The organism is Pseudomonas sp. TH10, from assembly GCF_016651255.1.
Lineage (GTDB): Bacteria > Pseudomonadota > Gammaproteobacteria > Pseudomonadales > Pseudomonadaceae > Aquipseudomonas.
This window is the reverse complement of sequence record NZ_JAEKEG010000052.1, coordinates 1-23,216: the sequence shown is the minus strand read 5'-3', so window position 1 is coordinate 23,216 and position 23,216 is coordinate 1. Positions and strand designations below refer to the sequence as shown.

The window sequence follows — 23,216 nt, the reverse complement described above, 5'->3', positions numbered from 1 at the left end:
ATGAGTACTCATATCTTCAAACCTGACATGCCGCCACCGGACCGCAGTATCGGTGTGGTGGCGTGGATGCGCGCCAACATGTTCTCCAGCTGGCTCAACACCCTGCTGACGCTGTTTGCGTTCTACCTGATCTACCTCGTGGTTCCTCCGATCCTCAGTTGGGCAATCATCGATGCCAACTGGGTCGGCACCACCCGCGCCGACTGCACCAAGGACGGCGCTTGCTGGGTGTTCATTCAACAGCGTTTCGGCCAGTTCATGTACGGCTATTACCCGCCGGAGCTGCGCTGGCGCGTCGACCTGACCGTGTGGCTGGCGGTCCTCGGCGCGGCACCATTGTTCATCTCGCGTGTGCCGCATAAAGCGATCTACGGGCTGAGCTTCCTGGTGCTGTACCCGATCATTGCGTTCATCCTGCTGCACGGCGGTTTCGGCCTGACCAACGTCGCGACCAGCCAATGGGGCGGCCTGATGCTGACCCTGGTGATCGCTACCGTCGGTATCGCTGGTGCCTTGCCGCTGGGCATTGTGCTGGCGCTGGGGCGGCGCTCGAACATGCCGGCGATCCGCGTGGTCTGTGTGACCTTCATCGAATTCTGGCGCGGCGTGCCGTTGATCACGGTGTTGTTCATGTCCTCGGTAATGCTGCCGTTGTTCCTGCCCGAAGGCATGAACTTCGACAAGCTGCTGCGGGCCCTGATCGGCGTGATCCTGTTCCAGTCGGCCTATGTGGCCGAGGTGGTGCGCGGTGGCCTGCAGGCGATTCCCAAAGGTCAGTACGAAGCAGCCGCCGCAATGGGCCTTGGCTACTGGCGTTCGATGGGCCTGGTGATCCTGCCACAAGCCTTGAAACTGGTGATCCCGGGCATCGTCAACACCTTCATTGCGCTGTTCAAGGACACCAGTCTTGTGATCATCATCGGCCTGTTCGACCTGCTCAACAGCGTCAAGCAAGCCGCTGCCGATCCGAAATGGCTGGGCATGGCCACCGAAGGCTACGTGTTCGCCGCCCTGGTGTTCTGGATTTTCTGTTTTGGTATGTCGCGCTATTCCATGCATCTGGAACGCAAGCTCGACACTGGCCACAAGCGTTAGGAGTTCTCTGTAAATGAGCGAAGCAAGCAAAAAGCCAGTGAGCCCTGAAGGCATTATTCAGATGCAGGGCGTCAACAAGTGGTACGGCCAGTTCCACGTGCTGAAAGACATCAATCTCAACGTCAAACAGGGCGAGCGTATCGTTCTGTGCGGCCCGTCGGGTTCCGGCAAGTCGACCACGATTCGCTGCCTCAATCGTCTGGAAGAACACCAGCAGGGCCGCATCGTCGTCGACGGCGTGGAACTGACCAACGACCTCAAGCAGATCGAAGCGATCCGCCGCGAAGTCGGCATGGTGTTCCAGCATTTCAACCTGTTCCCGCACCTGACCATTTTGCAGAACTGCACCCTGGCGCCGATGTGGGTACGCAAGATGCCCAAGCGCAAGGCCGAGGAAATCGCCATGCACTACCTGGAACGCGTACGCATTCCGGAGCAGGCGCATAAATTCCCGGGGCAACTGTCCGGCGGTCAACAGCAGCGCGTGGCGATTGCCCGTGCCCTGTGCATGAAGCCGAAAATCATGTTGTTCGACGAACCGACTTCGGCGCTCGACCCGGAGATGGTGAAGGAAGTGCTCGACACCATGATCGGCCTGGCCGAAGACGGCATGACCATGCTTTGCGTGACCCACGAAATGGGCTTCGCCCGTACCGTGGCCAACCGCGTGATCTTCATGGACAAAGGCGAAATCGTTGAGCAGGCGGCGCCGAATGACTTCTTCGATAACCCGCAGAATGAGCGCACCAAGCTGTTCCTGAGCCAGATCCTGCATTGATCGTTTTCAGGCGCTGAAGTAAACCCGGACCTTGTTCCGGGTTTTTTCGCCTGCCATTTAGCGCCGTGACGCGATCCTGTAGGAGCTGCCGCAGGCTGCGATCCTTTGATCCTGGCGTCGTTAAATTCATCCAGATCTGTCAAAAACAAAATCAAAAGATCGCAGCCTGCGGCAGCTCCTACGGTGGGTGTTGTGTTGATCTTTATCAGATAGCTGACTAAGATGTCAGGTAATTCATCCTATGATTGGATGACAGGGCGAATCCCATGTCTGAAATTTCTCCGTTAGTTAAACGATCCCTGGTCGATCAGGCCCTGGAGCAATTGCGCCTACGTATCACCGAAGGCGTCTGGACCGTGGGCCAGCGTCTGCCGACTGAGCCGGAGTTGTGCGCAGAGTTGGGCATCAGCCGCAACACCGTGCGCGAAGCCATGCGCGTGCTGGCTTTTTCCGGGTTGATCGAGATCCGCCAGGGCGACGGCAGTTACCTGCGCGCGCTGGTCGATCCGCTCGATACGCTCAAAGCGCTGTCGCGCTGCTCGCTGGAGCAGGCCCGAGAAACCCGGCACATCCTTGAAGTCGAAGCCATCGGCCTGGCGGCGTTGCGTCGTACTGACGAGGACCTTGCCGCATTACGTGAGGCGTTAGGCACCAGCGGCAGCCATTACCACGGCGATCTCGATACCTACATCGCCTGCGATCTGGTGTTCCATCGCCGTCTGGTCGACGCCGCGCACAACCCGACCCTCAGCGAGCTGTATCGCTATTTCTCCAGCATCGTCGGCGCGCAATTGCGCCAGACCCTGAACATCGTCCCGCGCCGTCAGGAAGTGTTCGACCTGCACATCGAATTGCTCGATGCGGTCGAGCAACGCGACCCGGAACGGGCCAAAGCCCTGTCCAGGCAGTTGATCAACGAACCTTGAACACGAGAAAACCATGTCCAGCCGTAACAGCAACATCCCTGAAGCCAAACGTACGGCAGAGCTCGAAGAGCTGCTGATCGACGCCGAGGCCGATGACGACGAGGTGCAGAACAGCCATCCGATCCTGCGCCGGCCCTGGCTGCTGTTGCTGGGCCTGATCCTGGTGGCATTGAACTTGCGCCCGGCGCTATCGAGCATGGCGCCGATGCTCAGTGACGTGTCGAAAAGCCTCGGATTATCGGCGGCCCAGGCCGGTCTGCTGACCACCTTGCCGGTGCTGTGCCTCGGCCTGTTCGCACCGCTGGCACCGATCCTGGCGCGCCGTTTCGGCGCCGAACGGGTGGTGCTGGGCATTCTGCTGACGCTGGCCGGAGGAATCATCCTGCGCAGTTCGTTTGGCGAAATCGGCCTGTTTGCCGGCAGCGTGCTGGCGGGTGCCAGCATTGGTGTGATCGGCGTATTGCTGCCGGGTATCGTCAAGCGCGACTTTGCCAAACACGCGGGTACCATGACCGGGGTCTACACCATGGCCCTGTGCCTGGGGGCGGCGATGGCCGCAGGCGCCACCGTGCCGCTGAGCGAACATTTCGACCAGAGCTGGGCCACGGGCCTGGGCTTCTGGGTTATTCCGGCGTTGGTCGCGGCGCTGTTCTGGCTGCCGCAAGTCGGGCAGAAACACGGTGCGCACAATGTCGCCTACCGGGTTCGCGGTTTGCTGCGCGACCCGCTGGCCTGGCAAGTGACCTTGTACATGGGCCTGCAATCGTCCCTGGCGTACATCGTGTTCGGCTGGTTGCCTTCGATCCTGATCGGTCGCGGCCTGACGCCGACCCAGGCGGGGCTGGTGCTGTCCGGCTCGGTGATCGTGCAGTTGGCCAGTTCTTTGGCGGCTCCCTGGCTGGCGACTCGCGGCAAGGACCAGCGCCTGGCGATCGTGGTCGTTATGGCCTTGACCCTCAGCGGCCTGTTCGGGTGCCTGTATGCGCCGATCGATGGCTTGTGGGGCTGGGCGATTCTGCTCGGGCTGGGGCAGGGCGGGGCGTTCAGCCTGGCGCTGACCCTGATCGTGCTGCGCTCGCGAGATGCCCACGTGGCGGCGAACCTGTCGAGCATGGCTCAAGGCTTCGGCTACACCCTGGCATCCATGGGGCCATTGGCGGTCGGCATCGTGCATGACTGGACCGGCGGCTGGGCAGCGGTCGGCTGGATTTTCGGGGTCATCGGCCTGGGCGCGATCCTTGCCGGCCTGGGAGCCGGGCGATCGTTGTACGTTCAAGTAGTCAGCGAAAAACTCTGACTCATCGGACACTATCGGTATTCGGCCCACGAATGCCGATAGTGTTCCGCGAATTGACAGGCTATCGTGCGGGCAGTCTTCAAAACTGTTCTGCAACCCAGGGAGCCTGCACATGAGTGATGCCCACCAAGCATTGATTACCCGGTTTTACCAGGCTTTCCAGCGGCTGGATGCCGAGGCCATGAGCGCCTGCTACACCGATGACGTGGTGTTCAGTGACCCGGCCTTCGGTGAACTGCAGGGGCGTGATGCGGGTGATATGTGGCGCATGCTCACCACTCGTGCCAGGGACTTTTCCCTGACGTTCGACGATGTCCGTGCCGACGAGCGTACCGGGAGTGCACATTGGGTGGCGACTTACCTGTTCAGTCAGACCGGCAATACCGTGGTCAACGACATCCAGGCACGGTTCGTGTTTCGCGACGGAAAAATCTGCGAGCACCACGACCGTTTTGACTTGTGGTCCTGGTCACGCCAGGCGCTCGGTTTCAAAGGTCTGCTGTTGGGCTGGTCGCCCTTGGTAAAAAACGCCGTTCGGGCCCAGGCCTTGAAGGGGTTGAAGGCATTCCAGGCCGGGCGCTGATAAGATCGCCACTTGTTTCTTTTCCAATCCAGATCGTCAATTGAACAGTCTCAGCCAAACGTCTGTCAGCGCCGTCGAAACGCCGCTGGTCAGCAAGCCCTGGTTTGTCTACCTCGTACGTGCCGCCAATGGTTCGCTGTACTGCGGGATCAGCGACGACCCCGTGCGCCGCTTCGCCACTCATCAGCGGGGTAAAGGCGCGCGCTTCTTCCTCTCAAGCCCGGCCGTGGCCCTGGTGTACACCGAGGCCTGTCGCGACAGGAGTGAAGCGCTACGTCAGGAGCGGCTGATAAAGAAACTCAGGAAAAGCGCCAAGGAATGCCTGGTCGCGAACTATCAATCTGACTGATCAGTTCCCATCAGGCAGACCCGTAGGCCGCCTGCGGATTGCGCGCTAAGCTGCTGACTCCTAATTCGCGCGGCGGAGCCGAGCATGTCCGAGTTGATCCTGCATCATTACCCGACGTCCCCTTTCGCCGAAAAGGCCCGCCTGTTGTTGGGTTTCAAGGGGCTGTCCTGGCGTTCGGTGAAGATTTCACCGGTAATGCCCAAGCCTGACCTCACCGCCTTGACGGGTGGCTATCGCAAGACGCCGGTGTTGCAGGTCGGTGCAGACATCTACTGCGACACTGCGTTGATTGCCCGGCGCCTGGAGCAGGAAAAAGCCTTGCCGGCACTCTTCCCGGAAGGTCAGGAGATGATCGCTGCGTCGTTCGCCGCCTGGGCGGACTCAGTGGTGTTCCAGCATGCCGTTAGCCTGGTGTTTCAGCCGGAATCTGTCGCCGTGCGTTTTGCCAGCCTGCCGCCGGAAGCCATCAAGGCCTTCCTGGCGGATCGCGCCGGGCTGTTCAGTGGCGGCAGCGCCACCCGCTTGTCTGCCGAGCAAGCCAGGCACCAGTGGCCGACGATCATGGCGCGACTCGAACAGCAACTGCAGCGCGAGCAGGGCGACTTCCTGTTCGGCGAGCCGTCGATTGCCGACTTCGCACTGGCGCATCCACTGTGGTTCCTCAAGGCCACGCACGTCACGGCGCCGCTGGTAGATGAGTATCCGGCGGTTGCCGCCTGGTTGGGTCGCGTCTTGGGCTTTGGTCATGGGGCCCCGAGCGAGATGAGTTCAGAGCAAGCGCTGGAGGTGGCACGCAGCGCTACACCGGCGCAGTTGCCGCAGGAACGCTTTGCAGAACCTAACGGTTTCGAGGCGGGTCAGCGGGTAGTGATTGCGGCGACGGATTACGGGGTTGATCCGGTGGTGGGTGAGTTGCTGTTTGCCGGTCGTGAAGAGTTGATCGTGCGTCGCGAGGATGAGCGTGGCGGCGTGGTGCACGTGCACTTCCCGCGTTTCGGTTTCGTCTCGAAAAACAGCGGTAAATCAAAAGATCGCAGCCTCCGGCAGCTCCTGCATCAGAGCAGAGTGGTGTTCATCTGCAGGCGCTGCCGAAGGCTGCGATCTTGTTTATTTCAAGGCTGCGAGTATGGCTTGCGGGTCATACGCGCGAATCAACGTGCCATTCACGTCGATCAGTGGGATCCCGCGCCCACCCAGCGCCTCATACGCCTTGCGCGCCTCGGCATCCTTCTCGATATCGAACTCCTTGAACGGAATCCCCTTGCTGTCGAGAAAACGTTTGGTCTGCTTGCAGTAGCCGCACCAGTCCGTTGCATACAGCACGACGTTGGCCTGCGCTCGCGTCTGCTCAGCAACCATCTGCGACGGATTGAACACCCGCTCTATCTTGCCCCAGTTCTGATAGACCACGATCACCAGCAGGATCAGCAGGAATTTTTTCAGCACGCCCCGCAGCATCAGTTGCGACGCTTGAGCTGATCGGTGAGCTGGGTTGGCAGGCCCTTGATCACCAAGGTGCCAGCCTCTTCGTCGTACTCGATCTTCGAGCCCAGCAGGTGCGCTTCAAAGCTGATGGACAGGCCTTCGGCGCGACCGGTGAAGCGACGAAATTGATTCAGCGTGCGTTTGTCCGCCGGAATCTCTGGCGACAGGCCGTAGTCCTTGTTGCGGATGTGATCGTAGAACGCCTTTGGGCGCTCTTCGTCGATCAGCTCGGAGAGTTCTTCCAGGCCCATCGGTTCGCCGAGTTTGGCCTGGCTGCTGGCGTAATCGACCAGGGTCTTGGTTTTTTCTCGGGCGGACTCTTCCGGCAGATCCTCGCTCTCGACGAAATCACTGAACGCCTTGAGCAACGTGCGCGTCTCGCCCGGGCCGTCGACGCCTTCCTGACAGCCGATGAAGTCGCGGAAATACTCCGAAACTTTTTTGCCGTTCTTGCCTTTGATGAACGAGATGTACTGCTTGGACTGCTTGTTGTTCTGCCACTCCGACACGTTGATCCGCGCCGCGAGGTGCAGCTGACCCAGGTCCAGGTGGCGGGACGGGGTCACATCGAGCTGCTCGGTCACGGCGACGCCTTCGCTGTGATGCAGCAGGGCGATGGCCAGGTAGTCAGTCATGCCTTGCTGATAGTGGGCGAACAGCACGTGGCCGCCGACCGACAGGTTCGACTCTTCCATCAGCTTTTGCAGATGCTCGACCGCGACTTTGCTGAACGCGGTGAAGTCCTTGCCGCCATCCATGTATTCCTTCAGCCAGCCGCTGAACGGGAACGCGCCGGATTCCGGATGGAACAGACCCCAGGCTTTGCCCTGTTTGGCGTTATAGCTCTCGTTGAGGTCGGCGAGCATGTTCTCGATGGCTGCTCGACTCAGGCAACTCTTCGTCACGGGCGTGCAGAACTGCGGGCGTGCCGTCGGGTTTTTTGTCGATCAGGTGGACGATGCAATGACGGATCGGCATGGGCTTCTCGGCTGGTGGAAGGGAGGAGGGCGGGCTCCCCCGAAAAAGCGCTAAGTGTACCGCAACTAGGTATGCATGCCCTTCGTAGGAGCTGCCGAAGGCTGCGATCTTTTGATCTTGTTTTTTAACAAAAAGATCAAAAGATCGCAGCCTTCGGCAGCTCCTACGGAGGCGCGAGGGCATTTCAGGGCAACGAGATAGTCCTTATGCAGTTTTTTACCGGTTTAGAGCAATAAAGCTGACCAAATGGGTAGCTAGAGGCGGATATTTCCCCGTCTCTGTGCTAGTTTTGCCCGGTCTTACGCGAAGTCACTGCGTTAAGCGTGCAATCAGCATTTGTCAGGTCGAACCAAACCCTGATTTCGGTATCTATAACCCGACTCGTCGTGGTTATCGCCGAGGGTGCCAGATCCAGAAGATCGGGCTCGATGGCTGACACTGCACTCTGCAATCCATATGAATTTGATAGGGAAGGAACACTACATGGCTCTTACTAAAGACCAACTGATCGCCGACATCGCTGAAGCTATCGACGCGCCGAAAACCACCGCGCGTAACGCTCTGGACCAACTGGGCCAAATCGTTGCCGATCAGCTGGAAAACGGCGGCGAAATCACCTTGCCAGGTATCGGCAAGCTGAAAGTGACCGAGCGTCCTGCCCGCACTGGCCGTAACCCTTCGACTGGCGCTGCCATCGAAATCCCTGCGAAGAAAGTGATCAAGCTGGTTGTGGCCAAAGGCCTGACCGACGCTGTGAACAAGTAAGACGCAGCAATAAAAAACCGTGCACCGGAGTGATCCGGGCACGGTTTTTTTGTGCCTGCGATTTGCCGGAGGGCTCGAACGATCGCGGGAGTATCACCGCCGTAGGAGCTGTCGAGTGAAACGAGGCTGCGATCTTTTGATCTTTCAAAACAGAATCAAAAGATCGCAGCGTGCCGCAGCTCCTACGGTCTCAGCGAGCCCAGCGCTCGCGGCGCCAGATTTGCTGTTCAGACTTGGTCTGGAAGGTCCAGGCGACGAAACGGCTTTGCTTCTGACCTTGCGACATCTCCACGACCTGGCTTTCCAGCACGCCGGCCTTTTTCAGGGCGGTTTCGATGGCTGGCAGGTTCGACGCTTTTGACACCAGCGTGCTGAACCACAATACCTTGTGCTGGAAGTTCGCGCTCTCGGCGATCAGTTGAGTCACGAAGCGGGCCTCGCCGCCCTCGCACCACAGTTCAGCCGACTGGCCACCGAAGTTCAGCACCGGCAGTTTGCGTTTCGGATCGGCACGACCCAGTGCGCGCCATTTACGCTCGCTGCCCTTGGTCGCTTCGTCCATCGAAGCGTGGAAGGGCGGGTTGCACATGGTCAGGTCGAAGCGCTCGCCCGGTTCCAGCAAGCCGATGAGGATGTGCTTGCGGTTTTCCTGCTGGCGCAACTGGATAACCTTGTTCAGGTCGTTGGACTGGACGATGGCTCGGGCGGCAGCCACGGCCGTCGGGTCAATCTCCGAGCCGAGGAAGTGCCAGCGGTATTCGCTGTTACCGATCAGCGGATAAACGCAGTTGGCGCCCATGCCGATGTCCAGCACGTTGACGATTGCGCCACGCGGCACCTTGCCGTCGTTCATGCTGGCCAGCAGGTCAGCGAGGAAATGCACGTAATCGGCACGCCCCGGGACCGGTGGGCAGAGATAATCGGCCGGAATGTCCCAATGCTGGATGCCATAAAACGACTTGAGCAGCGCCCGGTTGAACACGCGCACCGCATCGGGGCTGGCGAAGTCGATGCTTTCCTTGCCGTACGGGTTGGTGATCACGAACTTCGCCAGTTCCGGCGTGGTTTTGATCAGCGCCGGGAAGTCGTAACGACCCTGGTGGCGGTTGCGCGGATGCAGGCTGGCCTTCTCACGCGGCTCAACGGCTTTGGCCGGGGTCGCGGTGTCAGGCTTCTTGCGCGCAGGTCTTGGTGTGCGGGGGCGTTCATGGGTGTGATCGATTCGGGTATGGCTGAAAGTGACGGGCATTGTCCCACATTAGCTACCCGATGACGCATATCCAGGGGGTTTGGTGTTTGTGGGAATGGGCAGGCACAAAAAGGGAGGCCATTTCGGGCCTCCCTTTTCATTGCGATTTGCCGTTACAAGCTGGCAATCCGCGCGTGTTGCTCGGCCAGCTTGCCCAAGGCTTGTTCTGCCTCGGCCAGTTTGGCGCGCTCCTTCTCGATGACTTCGGCCGGGGCCTTGTCGACGAAACCGGCGTTGGACAGCTTGCCGCCCACGCGCTGGACTTCACCCTGCAAGCGCAGGATTTCCTTGTCCAGACGCGCCAGTTCCGCGCCCTTGTCGATCAGACCGGCCATTGGCACCAGCACTTCCATCTCGCCAACCAGCGCAGTAGCGGACAGCGGTGCTTCTTCGCCTGCCGCCAGAACGGTGATCGATTCCAGACGCGCCAGCTTCTTCAGCAGCGCCTCGTTCTCGGTCAAACGACGCTGGTCTTCCGCGCTGACGTTCTTCAGGTAGATCGGCAGTGGTTTGCCCGGGCCGATGTTCATTTCGCCACGGATGTTGCGCGTGCCGAGCATCAGTTCCTTGAGCCATTCGATGTCGTTTTCGGCGGCCGGATCGATGCGCTGTTCATTGGCCACTGGCCACGGTTGCAGCATGATCGTCTTGCCCTGAATGCCAGCCAGCGGCGCGATGCGCTGCCAGATTTCTTCAGTGATGAACGGCATGAACGGGTGCGCCAGACGCAGCGCCACTTCCAGCACGCGAACCAGCGTGCGGCGGGTGCCGCGCTGACGCTCAACCGGCGCGTTCTCGTCCCACAGCACTGGCTTGGACAGTTCCAGGTACCAGTCGCAGTACTGGTTCCAGATGAACTCGTACAGCGCTTGTGCGGCGAGGTCGAAACGGAACTGATCGAGTTGACGGGTCACTTCTGCTTCGGTGCGTTGCAGTTGCGAGATGATCCAGCGGTCTGCCAGCGACAGCTCGTAGGCTTCGCCGTTCTGGCCGCAGTCTTCGCCCTTGTCCAGAACATAACGCGCGGCGTTCCAGATCTTGTTGCAGAAGTTGCGATAGCCTTCGACGCGACCCATGTCGAACTTGATGTCGCGACCGGTCGAGGCCAGCGAGCAGAAAGTGAAGCGCAGGGCGTCGGTGCCGTAGCTCGCGATGCCGTCGGCGAACTCGTCGCGGGTCTGCTTTTCGATCTTCTTCGCCAGTTTCGGCTGCATCATGCCGGAGGTGCGTTTCTGCACCAGTTCTTCCAGCTCGATACCGTCGATGATGTCCAGCGGGTCAAGGACGTTGCCCTTGGACTTGGACATCTTCTGGCCTTGGCCATCACGCACCAGACCGTGCACATACACGGTCTTGAACGGAACCTGCGGCGTGCCGTCCTCGTTCTTGATCAGGTGCATCGTCAGCATGATCATCCGGGCAACCCAGAAGAAGATGATGTCGAAACCCGTCACCAGCACGTCGGTGGAGTGGAATTTCTTCAGGAATTCGGTTTTTTCCGGCCAGCCGAGGGTAGAGAAGGTCCACAGACCCGAACTGAACCAAGTGTCGAGAACGTCGTTGTCCTGTTGCAGCGCAATGTCCGGGCCGAGGTTGTGCTTGGTGCGCACTTCGGCTTCGTCGCGGCCGACGTAGACTTTGCCCGACTCGTCGTACCAGGCCGGGATCCGGTGACCCCACCACAGTTGACGGCTGATGCACCAGTCCTGGATGTCACGCATCCAGGAGAAGTACATGTTTTCGTATTGTTTCGGCACGAACTGGATGCGGCCGTCTTCAACGGCAGCAATTGCAGGCTCGGCCAAAGGCTTGGTCGACACGTACCACTGGTCGGTCAGCCACGGCTCGATGATGGTGCCCGAGCGATCGCCTTTCGGCACTTTCAGGGCGTGATCGTCGACGCTGACCAGCAGGCCGGCGGCGTCGAAGGCGGCAACGATTTGCTTGCGCGCCTCGAAGCGGTCCAGGCCTGCGTATTCAGCCGGGATCTTGCCGTCGATGCTTTCGTTCAGTGTGCCGTCGAGGTTGAACACCTGGCAGGCCGGCAAGACGGCGGCGTTCTTGTCGAAGATGTTCAGCAGCGGCAGATTGTGGCGCTTGCCGACTTCGTAGTCGTTGAAATCGTGTGCCGGGGTGATTTTCACGCAACCGGTGCCGAACTCAGGATCGCAGTAATCGTCGGCGATGATCGGAATGCGGCGGCCGACCAGCGGCAGCTCGACAAATTTGCCGATCAGGGCTTTGTAGCGTTCATCGTTCGGGTTAACGGCCACGGCGGCGTCGCCGAGCATGGTTTCCGGGCGAGTGGTCGCGACGATCAGGAAGTCGTTGCCTTCAGCCGTTTTCGCGCCGTCGGCCAACGGGTACTTGAGGTTCCACAGGAAACCTTTCTCGTCGTGGTTTTCCACTTCGAGGTCGGAAATCGCCGTGTGCAGCTTGGTGTCCCAGTTGACCAGGCGCTTGCCGCGGTAGATCAGGCCGTCTTCGTGCAGGCGCACGAACGCTTCTTTTACCGCTTCCGACAGACCGTCATCCATGGTGAAGCGCTCGCGGCTCCAGTCTACGGACGAGCCGAGGCGGCGGATCTGACGGCTGATGTTGCCGCCGGACTGATCCTTCCATTCCCAGATTTTCTCGAGGAATTTTTCGCGGCCCAGATCATGGCGATTCTGGCCTTGGGCTTCGAGTTGACGCTCGACCAGCATCTGCGTGGCGATACCGGCGTGGTCGGTGCCCGGCTGCCACAGGGTGTTGCGACCCTGCATGCGGCGGAAACGGATCAGGGCGTCCATGATCGCGTTGTTGAAACCGTGCCCCATGTGCAGGCTGCCGGTGACGTTCGGCGGCGGGATCATGATGGTGTAGGAATCGCCCGCGCCTTGCGGTGCGAAATAGTTCTCGGACTCCCAGGTGTTGTACCAGGAAGTTTCAATGGCGTGCGGCTGGTAGGTCTTATCCATGCGCGGCGGGACCCTATTGGCATTAATTCAGGAAAAGCCGACGAGTATAGCGGGGCATGGGGCGAAGGGCGAGCAGGGGCGGACAGGGCGTGTATTCAGGAGCGGTGCGAACACGGTAGGAGCTGCCGCAGGCTGCGATCTTTGATCTTGATCTTTTCCGGAATCGTTGAAGATCAAGTCAAAAGATCGCAGCCTGCGGCAGCTCCTACATTGGAATGGCGTGGGCTACTCGTACTGGCTGAGCAACCGCTCCATCCGCGCCGCCAGTCGGCGTTTGATTTCGGTTTCGATGTGCGGCGCAAAGTCGTCGATCACGTCTTGCATGATCAGCATCGCAGCGGCGCGCAGTTCGCCGTCCAGATGCAGCAAGGCGTCCGGGCCTTTATCTTCGGCGACTGGGGCAGGGGGCGGTTCGCTGGCGGCTGGCGGGTTACCGGCAGCCTCGAACAGCATGGGGATCTGTTCCTGATCATCGTCCTCGACCGTGTCGGTCAGCAACGGTGGTTGCAGGTTGTCATCGCCGAGCAGTTGGCGGATCGACTCGAGGTCGTCCAGCAGATGCGCGGACTGTTGCTGTTTTGGCGTGTCCATTGGAGTGCTCAGAGTCGCTGTAAACGGTGATCTTGCAGAGGATAGCCCTGTTCGCGGTAGAAACGGAAACTCTCCCGCGCGGCTGCCCGAATCGTCGGATCTTCGACCACTACTTCCGCTATGCGGGCGAATTTGTTGGCGAAGGCCGGCACTTTAAGGTCGAGGTTGACCAGTAAATCCTGATGCTGACCGCAGTCATCGCTCAACCCCAGAACAATCAAGCCATCCGGTTCACGGTCGGCGAGGCCGTGGGGCACGAAGCTTTCGCCCTTGAATGCCCATAGACGCGCATCAAGATCGTCACGCTGGGCCGCATCGCTGCAATGCAGGTAGATGCGGTGGCCCATGCGCCAGGCTTTTTCGGTGAGCTTGCAGGCGAAGTCCAGGCGTGCCGAAGGATCGGCGCTGGGCAGGATATAGAAGTCGACTTTGGTCATTGCGGTTCCTGGAATCAACTTCCGCGGAATCTGTAGGAGCGAGCTTGCTCGCGAAGGTCGTCAACGATTACGCGGAAAACCAGGTTAATCGCGGTGATCTTGAGTTTTTCGCGAGCAAGCTCGCTCCTACAGTCGTCAGTGAGCGATATTTAGGACTTGGCGCGGTCCAGCAGGTACTGGGTCAGCAGGGGCACCGGACGGCCAGTGGCGCCCTTGTCCTTGCCGCCGCTGGTCCAGGCGGTGCCGGCGATGTCCAGGTGCGCCCAGTTGAGGTTCTTGGTAAAGCGCGACAGGAAGCACGCGGCGGTGATGGTGCCGGCTTTCGGCCCACCGATGTTGGCGATGTCGGCGAACGGGCTGTCCAGTTGCTCCTGGTACTCATCGAACAGTGGCAGCTGCCAGGCACGGTCGTCTGCGGACTGACCGGCGCTGAGCAGCTGGCCGATCAGTTCGTCGTTGTTGCCCAGCAGGCCGGAGGTGTGCGCGCCCAGGGCGACGACACAGGCACCGGTCAGGGTCGCGATGTCGATCACGGCCTGGGGCTTGAAACGTTCAGAGTAGGTCAGGGCGTCGCACAGCACCAGGCGGCCTTCGGCGTCGGTGTTGAGGATTTCCACGGTCTGGCCGCTCATGGTGGTGACGATGTCGCCCGGGCGAGTCGCGTTGCCGCTCGGCATGTTTTCCGCGCAGGCGAGGATGCATACCAGGTTGATCGGCAGTTTCAGCTCAAGCACCGCACGCAGAGTACCGAACACGGAGGCAGCGCCGCCCATGTCGTACTTCATCTCGTCCATACCGGCGCCTGGTTTCAGGCTGATGCCGCCGGTGTCGAAGGTGATGCCTTTACCGACCAGGGCGAACGGCTTCTCGGATTTCTTGCCGCCGTTGTATTGCATGACGATCAGGCGCGGAGGCTGGGCGCTGCCCTGGCCCACGGCGTAGAACGAGCCCATGCCCAGGTCCTTGATCTTCTTCTCGTCAAGGACTTCGACTTTCAGGCTCTTGAATTCCTTGCCCAGGCTCTTGGCCTGCTCGCCCAGGAAAGTCGGGTGGCAGATGTTCGGCGGCAGGTTGCCCAGGTTGCGAGTGAAAGCCATGCCATTGGCGATTGCAGTGGCGTGGGCCACGGCGCGTTGCACTTCGGCTTGCGCGGCCTTTATGGTCAGCAGGGTGATTTTCTTCAGCGCGCGCGGTTCGGCTTTCTGGCTCTTGAACTGGTCGAAGGTGTATTCGCCATCCACCATGGTTTCCGCCAGCAGACGGGTTTTGCCGTAGCTGTCGCGGTTTTTGACAATAATTTCATCCAGCGCCAGCACAGCGTCGCTGCCGTTCAAGCCTTTCAGGGTATTAAGAATGCCGGCAACGATTTTGCGGAACGGACGGTCGCCCAGTTCTTCATCTTTGCCTACGCCGACCAGCAGCACGCGCTCGGCTTTGAGGTTCGGCAGGCTGTGCAGCAGCAGGCTTTGGCCGACCTTGCCGGCCAGATCGCCACGCTTGAGTACGGCGCTGATCGCGCCACCGCTCAGTTCGTCGAGCTGTTTGGCAGCGACGCCGAGCTTGCGGCCTTCGCCGACGGCAACCACCAGGGTGGCGGTTTTCAACGTTTCTGGGCTAACGCTTTTTACAACCAGTTCCATGTCCGGATCCCTGAATGAATGGTCAACACGCAAGTGTCTGAACTTGCCTATAAATAGAGTACGCAAGGCAGGCTTGCGGCAAAGGCCGCAGTTTGAACCTCGTCGGCGGCGCCTGACAACCCTGGGTCGCAGGTTCGTCACGGTTCCGGCCGCGATTGCAGGAGCGAATTGGATCCGGGCGGCGTTGCGCTGATGAACCTGAGAGCACCGTTGAGTGTCAGACGTCCCGCGTAATCGTTGACGAGCATCGCGAGTGAGCCCCCGCATGGCGAACGCGCGCAGTGACAGGCGCCCTCAATCACAGGATAATGCCGCATCTTTTTTCGACGGCTCTGCGTTGCGGGCCGGTCGATGTGTTTGCTTGTTTGGCCGCCTTAGCCTGACAACCCTGGAGTGTCTGGTTTGATCGTCTTTCGTTACCTATCCCGCGAAGTCCTGTTGACCTTGAGCGCCGTTAGCGCCGTGCTGCTGGTCATCATCATGAGCGGACGCTTTATCAAATACCTCGCCCAGGCCGCTGCGGGCTTGCTGGATCCAGGCTCGCTGTTCCTGATCATGGGCTATCGCCTGCCGGGTTTCCTGCAACTGATTCTGCCGCTGGGCCTGTTCCTCGGGATCCTGCTGGCTTACGGTCGCCTGTACCTCGAAAGCGAAATGACCGTGCTCTCGGCCACCGGCATGAGCCAGCAGAAACTGTTTCGCATGACCCTGTTTCCAGCGACGCTGGTGGCGTTGGTGGTGGCATGGCTGAGCCTCGGCCTGGCCCCGCAAGGTGCCAACCAGTTCCAGCTGCTGCTGAACAAACAGGACGCGCTGACCGAATTCGACACCCTCGAACCGGGTCGTTTTCAGGCGCTGCGCGACGGTACTCGGGTGACCTACACCGAAACCCTGAGCGACGATCGCATCAACCTTGGCAGCGTATTCATCTCGCAGAAAAACCTCGGTGCCGATCAGAAGGATCGCGGAATTTCCGTGCTGGTGGCCGAGAAGGGTCGTCAGGAAGTGCGCCCGGATGGCAACCGTTACCTGATTCTCGACAATGGCTATCGCTACGACGGCAAGCCGGGCCAGGCCGACTATCGCGCCATCAAGTACGACGAGTATGGCGTGCAGTTGCCCAAGCCGGACGTCAGCGAAGAGGTCACAGACCGCGACGCCATGCCCACCAGTAGCCTGATAGGCAGCGACGACGTTCGCTCGCGCACCGAATTGCAATGGCGCATGTCCCTGCCGTTGCTGGTCTTCATTGTCACCCTGATGGCGGTACCGCTGTCGCGAGTGAATCCGCGCCAGGGGCGGTTCCTCAAGCTGCTGCCAGCGATTCTTCTTTATATGGCCTACCTGACCATCCTGATTGCCGCTCGCGGCGCGCTCGAAAAAGGCAAGATCCCGATGGCCCTCGGCTTGTGGTGGGTGCACGGGATCTTCCTGGCGATTGGGTTGGGCTTGCTCTATTGGGAGCCCCTGCGCCTGAAGATGGCGAGTCGCCGCAGCGCGCTGGAGGTGGCCCGTGGTTAAACTCGACCGCTACATCGGCAGCAGCGTGTTCATGGCGATCATCGCCGTGCTGGCGATCATCCTCGGTCTGGCGACGTTGTTTGCCTTCATCGATGAGATGGGCGACGTCAGCGATACCTACACGCTGGTTGATGTGCTGAGCTTTGTATTGCTCACCGCGCCGCGCCGACTCTACGAAATGTTGCCGATGGCGGCGTTGATCGGCTGTCTGATCGGCCTCGGCAGCCTGGCCAGCAGCAGTGAACTGACCGTAATGCGCGCCGCTGGCGTGTCGATCGGTCGTATCGTCTGGGCGGTGATGAAGCCGATGCTGGTGCTGATGCTGGCCGGCGTGCTGATCGGCGAATACGTTGCGCCGGCCACTGAAAGCATGGCTCAGGCCAATCGCTCGCTGGCCCAGGGCAGCGGCGACGCACAAAGTGCCAAGCACGGTATGTGGCACCGTCAGGGTGAGGAGTTCATCCACATCAACGCCGTTCAGCCGAACGGTCTGTTGTATGGCGTGACCCGCTATCACTTCGACAAGGAGCGCCATCTGTTGAGTTCGAGTTTCGCCAAAAAGGCTGAATTCGACGGCACCAAATGGCAGCTTACCGACATCGCCACCACGCTGTTTCATGAGCGCAGCACTGAAGTCGTCAATACCCCGAGCGAGCAGTGGGACGTGGCCTTGAGCCCGCAACTGCTGAGCACCGTGGTCATGGCGCCGGAGTCGCTGTCGATCAGTGGTTTGTGGGGCTACATCCACTATCTGTCGGAGCAGGGCCTGAGCAACGGCCGCTACTGGCTGGCATTTTGGGTCAAGGTGTTGCAGCCGCTGGTCACTGCCGCATTGGTGTTGATGGCGATTTCTTTCATCTTCGGCCCGCTGCGTTCGGTGACCTTGGGCCAGCGCGTATTTACCGGCGTGCTGGTGGGCTTCACCTTCCGCATCGTGCAGGATTTGCTCGGTCCATCGAGCCTGGTGTTCGGTTTCTCGCCCCTGTTCGCAGTGCTGGTGCCGGCGGGGGTCTGTGCGTTGGCGGGTGTCTGGCTGCTCAGACGAGCCGGTTGATGAACAAGCTTTCATCCCTCGTTTAACCCTGAAAACGCCTCGGTCGACAGATCGGGGCGTTTTTGCATGCAATCCGGGTGACAGGCGAACGTGACGCTTGCGCCGTGTATCAGGTACAATTCCCGGCTATTTTTCGGCGGGCTATGCCTGCAGCCTTTTTGAGTGTTGATCCGTGAGTGATTTGAGTCATATCCGCAATTTCTCCATCATCGCCCACATTGACCATGGCAAGTCGACGCTGGCCGATCGCTTCATCCAGATGTGCGGCGGCCTGGCCGAGCGTGAAATGGAAGCCCAGGTACTGGATTCCATGGATCTGGAGCGTGAACGCGGGATCACCATCAAGGCCCACAGCGTCACCCTTTATTACACTGCCAAAGATGGCATCAAGTACCAGCTGAACTTCATTGACACCCCGGGCCACGTCGACTTCACCTACGAAGTCAGCCGTTCCCTGGCCGCGTGTGAAGGTGCTTTGCTGGTGGTCGATGCCGGTCAGGGTGTTGAAGCCCAGTCCGTGGCCAACTGCTACACCGCCATCGAGCAAGGCCTCGAGGTCATGCCGGTACTGAACAAGATCGACCTGCCGCAGGCCGATCCCGATCGCGTCAAGGACGAGATCGAGAAGATCATCGGCATCGATGCCACTGATGCCGTCGAGTGCAGCGCCAAGACCGGCCTGGGCGTCGATGAAGTGCTCGAGCGTCTGGTGCGCACCATTCCTGCGCCGACCGGCAACATCGAAGATCCGCTGCAAGCGTTGATCATCGACTCCTGGTTCGACAACTACCTGGGCGTTGTCTCTCTGGTGCGCGTGCGTCATGGCCGCGTGAAGAAGGGCGACAAGATCCTCGTCAAGTCCACCGGCAAGATCCACCTGGTCGACAGCGTTGGCGTATTCAATCCTAAGCACACCGCGACCGCTGACCTCAAGGCCGGCGAAGTGGGCTTCATCATCGCCAGCATCAAGGACATTCACGGTGCACCGGTCGGTGACACCCTGACCCTGAGCTCGACCCCGGACGTTGAAGTGCTGCCAGGCTTCAAACGCATCCAGCCACAGGTTTACGCCGGTCTGTTTCCGGTCAGCTCCGACGACTTCGAGGATTTCCGCGAAGCGCTGCAGAAACTGACCCTCAACGACTCGTCGCTGCAATACACCCCGGAAAGCTCCGACGCACTGGGCTTCGGCTTCCGTTGCGGCTTCCTCGGCATGCTGCACATGGAAATCATCCAGGAGCGTCTCGAGCGCGAGTACGATCTGGACCTGATTACCACGGCGCCGACGGTAATCTTCGAGCTGGTGCTGAAAACCGGTGAAACGATTTACGTCGACAACCCGTCGAAGCTTCCAGATGTGTCGTCGATCGAGGACATGCGCGAGCCAATCGTGCGTGCCAATATCCTTGTGCCTCAAGAGCACCTGGGCAACGTCATCACCCTGTGCATCGAGAAGCGCGGCGTTCAAGTCGACATGCTGTTCCTCGGCAATCAGGTGCAGGTCACTTACGACTTGCCGATGAACGAAGTGGTCCTCGATTTCTTCGACCGCCTCAAATCCACCAGCCGTGGCTATGCTTCGCTGGACTACCACTTCGATCGTTACCAATCGGCTAATCTGGTGAAACTGGACGTGCTGATCAACGGCGACAAGGTCGATGCTCTCGCATTGATCGTGCACCGTGACAACTCGCACTACAAAGGTCGCCAGTTGACCGAGAAGATGAAAGAACTGATTCCTCGTCAGATGTTCGACGTGGCTATCCAGGCTGCCATTGGTGGTCAGATCGTTGCACGGACAACCGTCAAGGCACTCAGAAAGAACGTATTGGCCAAATGCTACGGTGGTGACGTCAGCCGTAAGAAGAAACTGCTCGAGAAGCAAAAGGCCGGTAAAAAACGCATGAAGCAAGTCGGCAACGTGGAAATTCCACAAGAAGCCTTCCTTGCAGTGCTCAGGTTGGATAGTTAGGTCCTATGTCACTAAATTTCCCGCTGTTGCTGGTCATCGCCGTGTTCGTCTGCGGCCTGTTGGCGTTGCTCGATCTGTTGTTCCTGGCGCCGCGTCGGCGTGCTGCCATTGCCTCTTATCAAGGCAGTGTCAGCCAACCCGATGTCGTGGTGGTCGAAAAACTGAACAAGGAACCGCTGCTGGTCGAATACGGCAAGTCGTTCTTCCCGGTGTTGTTCATCGTTCTGGTGCTGCGTTCGTTCCTCGTGGAGCCGTTCCAGATTCCGTCCGGTTCGATGAAGCCGACTCTGGACGTTGGCGACTTCATTCTGGTGAGCAAGTTTTCTTACGGGATCCGCCTGCCGGTGATCGACAAGAAAATCATCGAAGTCGGTGACCCACAGCGTGGCGATGTCATGGTGTTCCGCTACCCGAGCGACCCCAACGTCAACTACATCAAGCGTGTAGTCGGCCTGCCGGGCGACACCGTGCGTTACACCGCTGACAAGCGTCTGTTCGTCAATGGCGAGTCGATTGCCGAGCAACTGGTCGGCTCCGAGCCGGGCACCCTGGGCAGTGCCGAGCTCTACAAGGAAAAACTCGGTGTCGCCGAGCACCTGATCCGCAAGGAAATGAGCCGCTATCGCGCAACGCCGGACCGTTCGTGGACCGTACCCGCCGGGCACTACTTCATGATGGGCGACAACCGCGACAACTCCAACGACAGTCGCTATTGGGATGATCCAAGCATTCCCAAGGACCTGCTGGGCATGGTCCCCGACAAGAATATCGTCGGCAAGGCCTTCGCGGTCTGGATGAGCTGGCCTGAACCCAAACTCAGTCACCTGCCGAACTTCTCGCGGGTTGGCCTGATCAAGTAATCACACACGGCGCTGTTGAACACAGCGCCGAATGCATTTCTGGAGCCGCTACAATCGGCGCCCGAGGCATGAAAACAATGATATTCAGGACGTAATTTTTGAACACAGCGTTAATTGTCCCAAGCCTGCGCCGCACCCCGGCGATGGCGGTGGAATCCAGCCACGAACTCAGCGTGGGTACACCGTGAGCGTTTCTCTTAGCCGTCTCGAGCGCCAGCTCGGTTACACCTTCAAGGATCAGGAGCTGATGCTGCTGGCCCTCACGCACCGCAGTTTTGCCGGGCGCAACAATGAACGCCTGGAATTCCTTGGCGATGCCATCCTCAACTTCGTCGCTGGCGAGGCGCTGTTCGATCGCTTCCCGCTGGCCCGCGAAGGCCAGCTGTCGCGTTTGCGCGCGCGGCTGGTAAAAGGTGAGACGCTGGCCGTACTGGCTCGCGGTTTTGATCTCGGTGATTACCTGCGTCTGGGTTCCGGTGAGTTGAAGAGCGGCGGCTTCCGTCGCGAATCGATTCTGGCTGACGCCCTCGAAGCATTGATCGGTGCAATCTACCTCGACGCCGGCATGGATATGGCGCGCGAGCGTGTCCTCGCTTGGCTGGCCGGTGAGTTTGAAGGCCTGACGCTGGTCGATACCAACAAGGATCCGAAAACCCGCCTGCAGGAACATCTGCAATCGCGCGGTTGCGATCTGCCACGCTACGAAGTCGTGGATATCCAGGGCGAGCCGCACTGCCGAACTTTCTTCGTCGAGTGCGAAGTTGTCTTACTGAATGAAAAAAGCCGAGGTCAGGGTGTGAGCCGTCGTATTGCCGAACAGGTAGCGGCCGCCGCAGCACTGATTGCCCTGGGCGTGGAGAATGGCAATGACTGATACAAACGCAACTCGCTGTGGCTATGTTGCCATCGTCGGCCGTCCCAACGTGGGCAAGTCGACGTTGTTGAACCACATCCTCGGCCAAAAGCTCGCGATCACTTCGCGCAAGCCGCAGACCACTCGCCACAACATGCTCGGGATCAAGACCGAAGGCGACGTGCAAGCGATCTACGTCGACACCCCTGGCATGCACAAAGGTGGCGAAAAGGCCCTGAACCGTTACATGAACAAGACCGCTTCGGCGGCGTTGAAAGACGTGGACGTGGTGATCTTCGTAGTCGACCGCACCAAGTGGACCGACGAAGACCAGATGGTGCTGGAGCGCGTGCAGTACGTGACCGGCCCGCTGATCGTCGCGCTGAACAAGACGGATCGCATCGAAGACAAAGCCGAGCTGATGCCGCACCTGAGCTGGTTGCAGGAGCAGCTGCCGAACGCGCAGATCATTCCGATTTCCGCGCAGCACGGGCATAACCTCGAAGCGCTGGAAAAGGTCATTGCCGATCATCTGCCGGAGAACGACCACTTCTTCCCGGAAGACCAGATCACCGACCGCAGCAGCCGTTTCCTCGCCGCCGAACTGGTCCGCGAGAAAATCATGCGCCAGATGGGCGCCGAGCTGCCGTACCAGATCACCGTCGAGATCGAAGAATTCAAGCAGCAGGGCAAAACCCTGCACATCCACGCCTTGATCCTCGTTGAACGTGACGGTCAGAAGAAGATCATCATTGGCGACAAGGGCGAGCGCATCAAACGCATTGGCACCGAAGCGCGCAAGGACATGGAGTTGCTGTTCGACTCCAAGATCATGCTCAACCTGTGGGTCAAGGTGAAGGGCGGCTGGTCCGACGACGAGCGCGCGCTGCGTTCGCTGGGCTACGGCGACCTGTAATCACCGTTCCAGAGAACACCGATAGCCACTGTGGGAGCGAGCCTGCTCGCGAAGGGATGTAACATTCAGCATTGATGTTGACTGTCACTCCGCTTTCGCGAGCAGGCTCGCTCCCACAGTGGTTTTGGGTTGTGTGTAAAACTGCGCACTTTCTTCGAGAACCCTGACTTCCATGTCGCAAACCCCACCCATCCCCCAGCCCGCCTTCGTACTTCACTCCCGCGCCTACCTCGAGAGCAGCGCGTTGGTCGACTTCCTTACGCCGCAGGGTCGGCTGCGGGCGGTGTTGCGCAGTGCGCGGGGCAAGGCCGGGACGCTGGCCAGGCCCTTCGTGCCCCTGGAAGTCGAATTTCGCGGGCGAGGGGAGCTGAAGAACGTAGGGCGGATGGAAGCCTCGGGGGTTTCCACCTGGCTCAACGGCGAAGCGCTGTTCAGTGGCCTGTATCTGAATGAATTGCTGATCCGTTTGCTACCTGCCGAAGATCCGCACCCGGGTGTATTCGATCACTACGCCGCCACTTTGCTGGCCCTGGCTGAAGGCCGCCCGCTGGAGCCGTTGCTGCGTTCTTTCGAGTGGCGGCTGCTGGACGATCTCGGTTACGGCTTTTCCCTGAACACTGATATCCACGGCGAAGCCATTGCCGAGGACGGTCTCTATCGTCTGCAAGTGGATGCCGGTCTGGAGCGAGTCTTTCTGCTGCAACCCGGTCTGTTCAACGGCGTCGAACTACTGGCCATGGCCGACGCCGACTGGACCGCCCCCGGCGCGCTGTCTGCCGCCAAGCGCTTGATGCGCCAGGCACTTGCCGTGCACCTCGGCGGTCGTCCCCTCGTCAGTCGCGAACTGTTTCGCAAGCCCTAGCCCCGTGTATGCTGTGCGCCGAATCTTTTTCTTCAGGAGCGCTTC

At 59.8% G+C, this 23,216-nt stretch carries 20 protein-coding genes and 2 pseudogenes; 15 read left to right on the top strand and 7 right to left on the bottom strand.

Annotation, left to right across the window (positions count from 1 at the left end; genetic code table 11):
• From JFT80_RS08315 to JFT80_RS08285, 7 genes and pseudogenes are all read left to right on the top strand, one after another.
• The gene (locus JFT80_RS08315) at positions 1-1,095 is read left to right on the top strand and encodes an amino acid ABC transporter permease (RefSeq protein WP_201147556.1); all 1,095 of its coding nucleotides are present in this window, start codon (positions 1-3) and stop codon (positions 1,093-1,095) included.
• Positions 1,096-1,108: 13 nt separating this feature from the next.
• Entirely contained in the window at positions 1,109-1,873 is a 765-nt protein-coding gene (locus JFT80_RS08310) for an amino acid ABC transporter ATP-binding protein (protein WP_201147555.1), read from the top strand.
• 266 nt (positions 1,874-2,139) lie between these two features.
• A complete protein-coding gene (locus JFT80_RS08305) occupies positions 2,140-2,799 on the top strand; it encodes a FadR/GntR family transcriptional regulator (RefSeq protein ID WP_201147554.1) in 660 nt (219 codons plus the stop codon).
• 13 nt (positions 2,800-2,812) lie between these two features.
• A complete protein-coding gene (locus JFT80_RS08300) occupies positions 2,813-4,096 on the top strand; it encodes a CynX/NimT family MFS transporter (RefSeq protein WP_201147553.1) in 1,284 nt (427 codons plus the stop codon).
• 112 nt (positions 4,097-4,208) lie between these two features.
• Complete coding sequence (locus JFT80_RS08295; protein WP_201147552.1) at positions 4,209-4,679, top strand: nuclear transport factor 2 family protein; 471 nt, start codon at positions 4,209-4,211, stop codon at positions 4,677-4,679.
• A gap of 40 nt (positions 4,680-4,719) precedes the next feature.
• Positions 4,720-5,028, top strand: a complete 309-nt coding sequence (locus JFT80_RS08290; protein WP_045062121.1) for a GIY-YIG nuclease family protein — start codon at positions 4,720-4,722, stop codon at positions 5,026-5,028.
• A gap of 84 nt (positions 5,029-5,112) precedes the next feature.
• Positions 5,113-6,030, top strand: a pseudogene (locus tag JFT80_RS08285) (glutathione S-transferase family protein); the annotation flags it as partial.
• 105 nt (positions 6,031-6,135) lie between these two features.
• On the opposite strand, the gene JFT80_RS08280 reads toward JFT80_RS08285, so the two are convergent.
• Both JFT80_RS08280 and yejK read right to left on the bottom strand, forming a co-directional pair.
• A complete protein-coding gene (locus tag JFT80_RS08280) occupies positions 6,136-6,486 on the bottom strand; it encodes a glutaredoxin family protein (RefSeq protein WP_201147561.1) in 351 nt (116 codons plus the stop codon).
• Positions 6,486-7,491 (bottom strand): annotated as a pseudogene (gene yejK, locus JFT80_RS08275) (nucleoid-associated protein YejK). The gene JFT80_RS08280 and the pseudogene yejK overlap by 1 nt, the downstream one beginning before the upstream one ends.
• A gap of 483 nt (positions 7,492-7,974) precedes the next feature.
• Between yejK and JFT80_RS08270 the strand changes: the two are divergent.
• Positions 7,975-8,256 (top strand): HU family DNA-binding protein, encoded by a 282-nt coding sequence (locus tag JFT80_RS08270; RefSeq protein ID WP_003221909.1) that lies wholly within the window; start codon positions 7,975-7,977, stop codon positions 8,254-8,256.
• Between the two features lie 190 nt (positions 8,257-8,446).
• Here the strand turns inward: JFT80_RS08270 and rlmF are convergent, their stop codons facing one another.
• From rlmF to JFT80_RS08245, 5 genes are all read right to left on the bottom strand, one after another.
• Positions 8,447-9,505, bottom strand: a complete 1,059-nt coding sequence (rlmF, locus tag JFT80_RS08265) for a 23S rRNA (adenine(1618)-N(6))-methyltransferase RlmF (protein ID WP_201147551.1) — start codon at positions 9,503-9,505, stop codon at positions 8,447-8,449.
• A 113-nt stretch (positions 9,506-9,618) separates the two neighbouring features.
• Positions 9,619-12,465 (bottom strand): valine--tRNA ligase, encoded by a 2,847-nt coding sequence (locus JFT80_RS08260; RefSeq protein ID WP_201147550.1) that lies wholly within the window; start codon positions 12,463-12,465, stop codon positions 9,619-9,621.
• A 225-nt stretch (positions 12,466-12,690) separates the two neighbouring features.
• A complete protein-coding gene (locus tag JFT80_RS08255; RefSeq protein ID WP_122838819.1) occupies positions 12,691-13,056 on the bottom strand; it encodes a DNA polymerase III subunit chi in 366 nt (121 codons plus the stop codon).
• Positions 13,057-13,064: 8 nt separating this feature from the next.
• Positions 13,065-13,493 carry a DNA polymerase III subunit chi gene (locus JFT80_RS08250; protein WP_201147549.1) on the bottom strand — a complete coding sequence of 143 codons (429 nt, stop codon included), beginning with the start codon at positions 13,491-13,493 and terminating at the stop codon, positions 13,065-13,067.
• A gap of 149 nt (positions 13,494-13,642) precedes the next feature.
• Positions 13,643-15,133: a leucyl aminopeptidase gene (locus tag JFT80_RS08245; protein ID WP_201147548.1), complete on the bottom strand. Its 1,491-nt coding sequence runs from the start codon at positions 15,131-15,133 to the stop codon at positions 13,643-13,645.
• Between the two features lie 402 nt (positions 15,134-15,535).
• Between JFT80_RS08245 and lptF the strand changes: the two genes are divergently transcribed.
• From lptF to recO, 7 genes are all read left to right on the top strand, one after another.
• On the top strand, positions 15,536-16,654 hold the full coding sequence (gene lptF, locus JFT80_RS08240) for an LPS export ABC transporter permease LptF (protein WP_201147547.1): 1,119 nt from the start codon (positions 15,536-15,538) through the stop codon (positions 16,652-16,654).
• Positions 16,647-17,708 (top strand): LPS export ABC transporter permease LptG, encoded by a 1,062-nt coding sequence (lptG, locus tag JFT80_RS08235; protein ID WP_201147546.1) that lies wholly within the window; start codon positions 16,647-16,649, stop codon positions 17,706-17,708. Before lptF ends, lptG begins: the two co-directional genes overlap by 8 nt.
• Before the next feature lie 172 nt (positions 17,709-17,880).
• Positions 17,881-19,680: a translation elongation factor 4 gene (gene lepA / locus JFT80_RS08230; protein ID WP_201147545.1), complete on the top strand. Its 1,800-nt coding sequence runs from the start codon at positions 17,881-17,883 to the stop codon at positions 19,678-19,680.
• Positions 19,681-19,685: 5 nt separating this feature from the next.
• A complete protein-coding gene (gene lepB, locus JFT80_RS08225; RefSeq protein ID WP_201147544.1) occupies positions 19,686-20,540 on the top strand; it encodes a signal peptidase I in 855 nt (284 codons plus the stop codon).
• Between the two features lie 184 nt (positions 20,541-20,724).
• The gene (gene rnc, locus JFT80_RS08220; RefSeq protein ID WP_016986099.1) at positions 20,725-21,414 is read left to right on the top strand and encodes a ribonuclease III; all 690 of its coding nucleotides are present in this window, start codon (positions 20,725-20,727) and stop codon (positions 21,412-21,414) included.
• Positions 21,407-22,309: a GTPase Era gene (gene era, locus JFT80_RS08215; protein ID WP_016771562.1), complete on the top strand. Its 903-nt coding sequence runs from the start codon at positions 21,407-21,409 to the stop codon at positions 22,307-22,309. Before rnc ends, era begins: the two co-directional genes overlap by 8 nt.
• 172 nt (positions 22,310-22,481) lie before the next feature.
• Entirely contained in the window at positions 22,482-23,171 is a 690-nt protein-coding gene (gene recO / locus JFT80_RS08210) for a DNA repair protein RecO (protein WP_201147543.1), read from the top strand.
• The last annotated feature ends 45 nt before the right edge of the window (positions 23,172-23,216 follow it).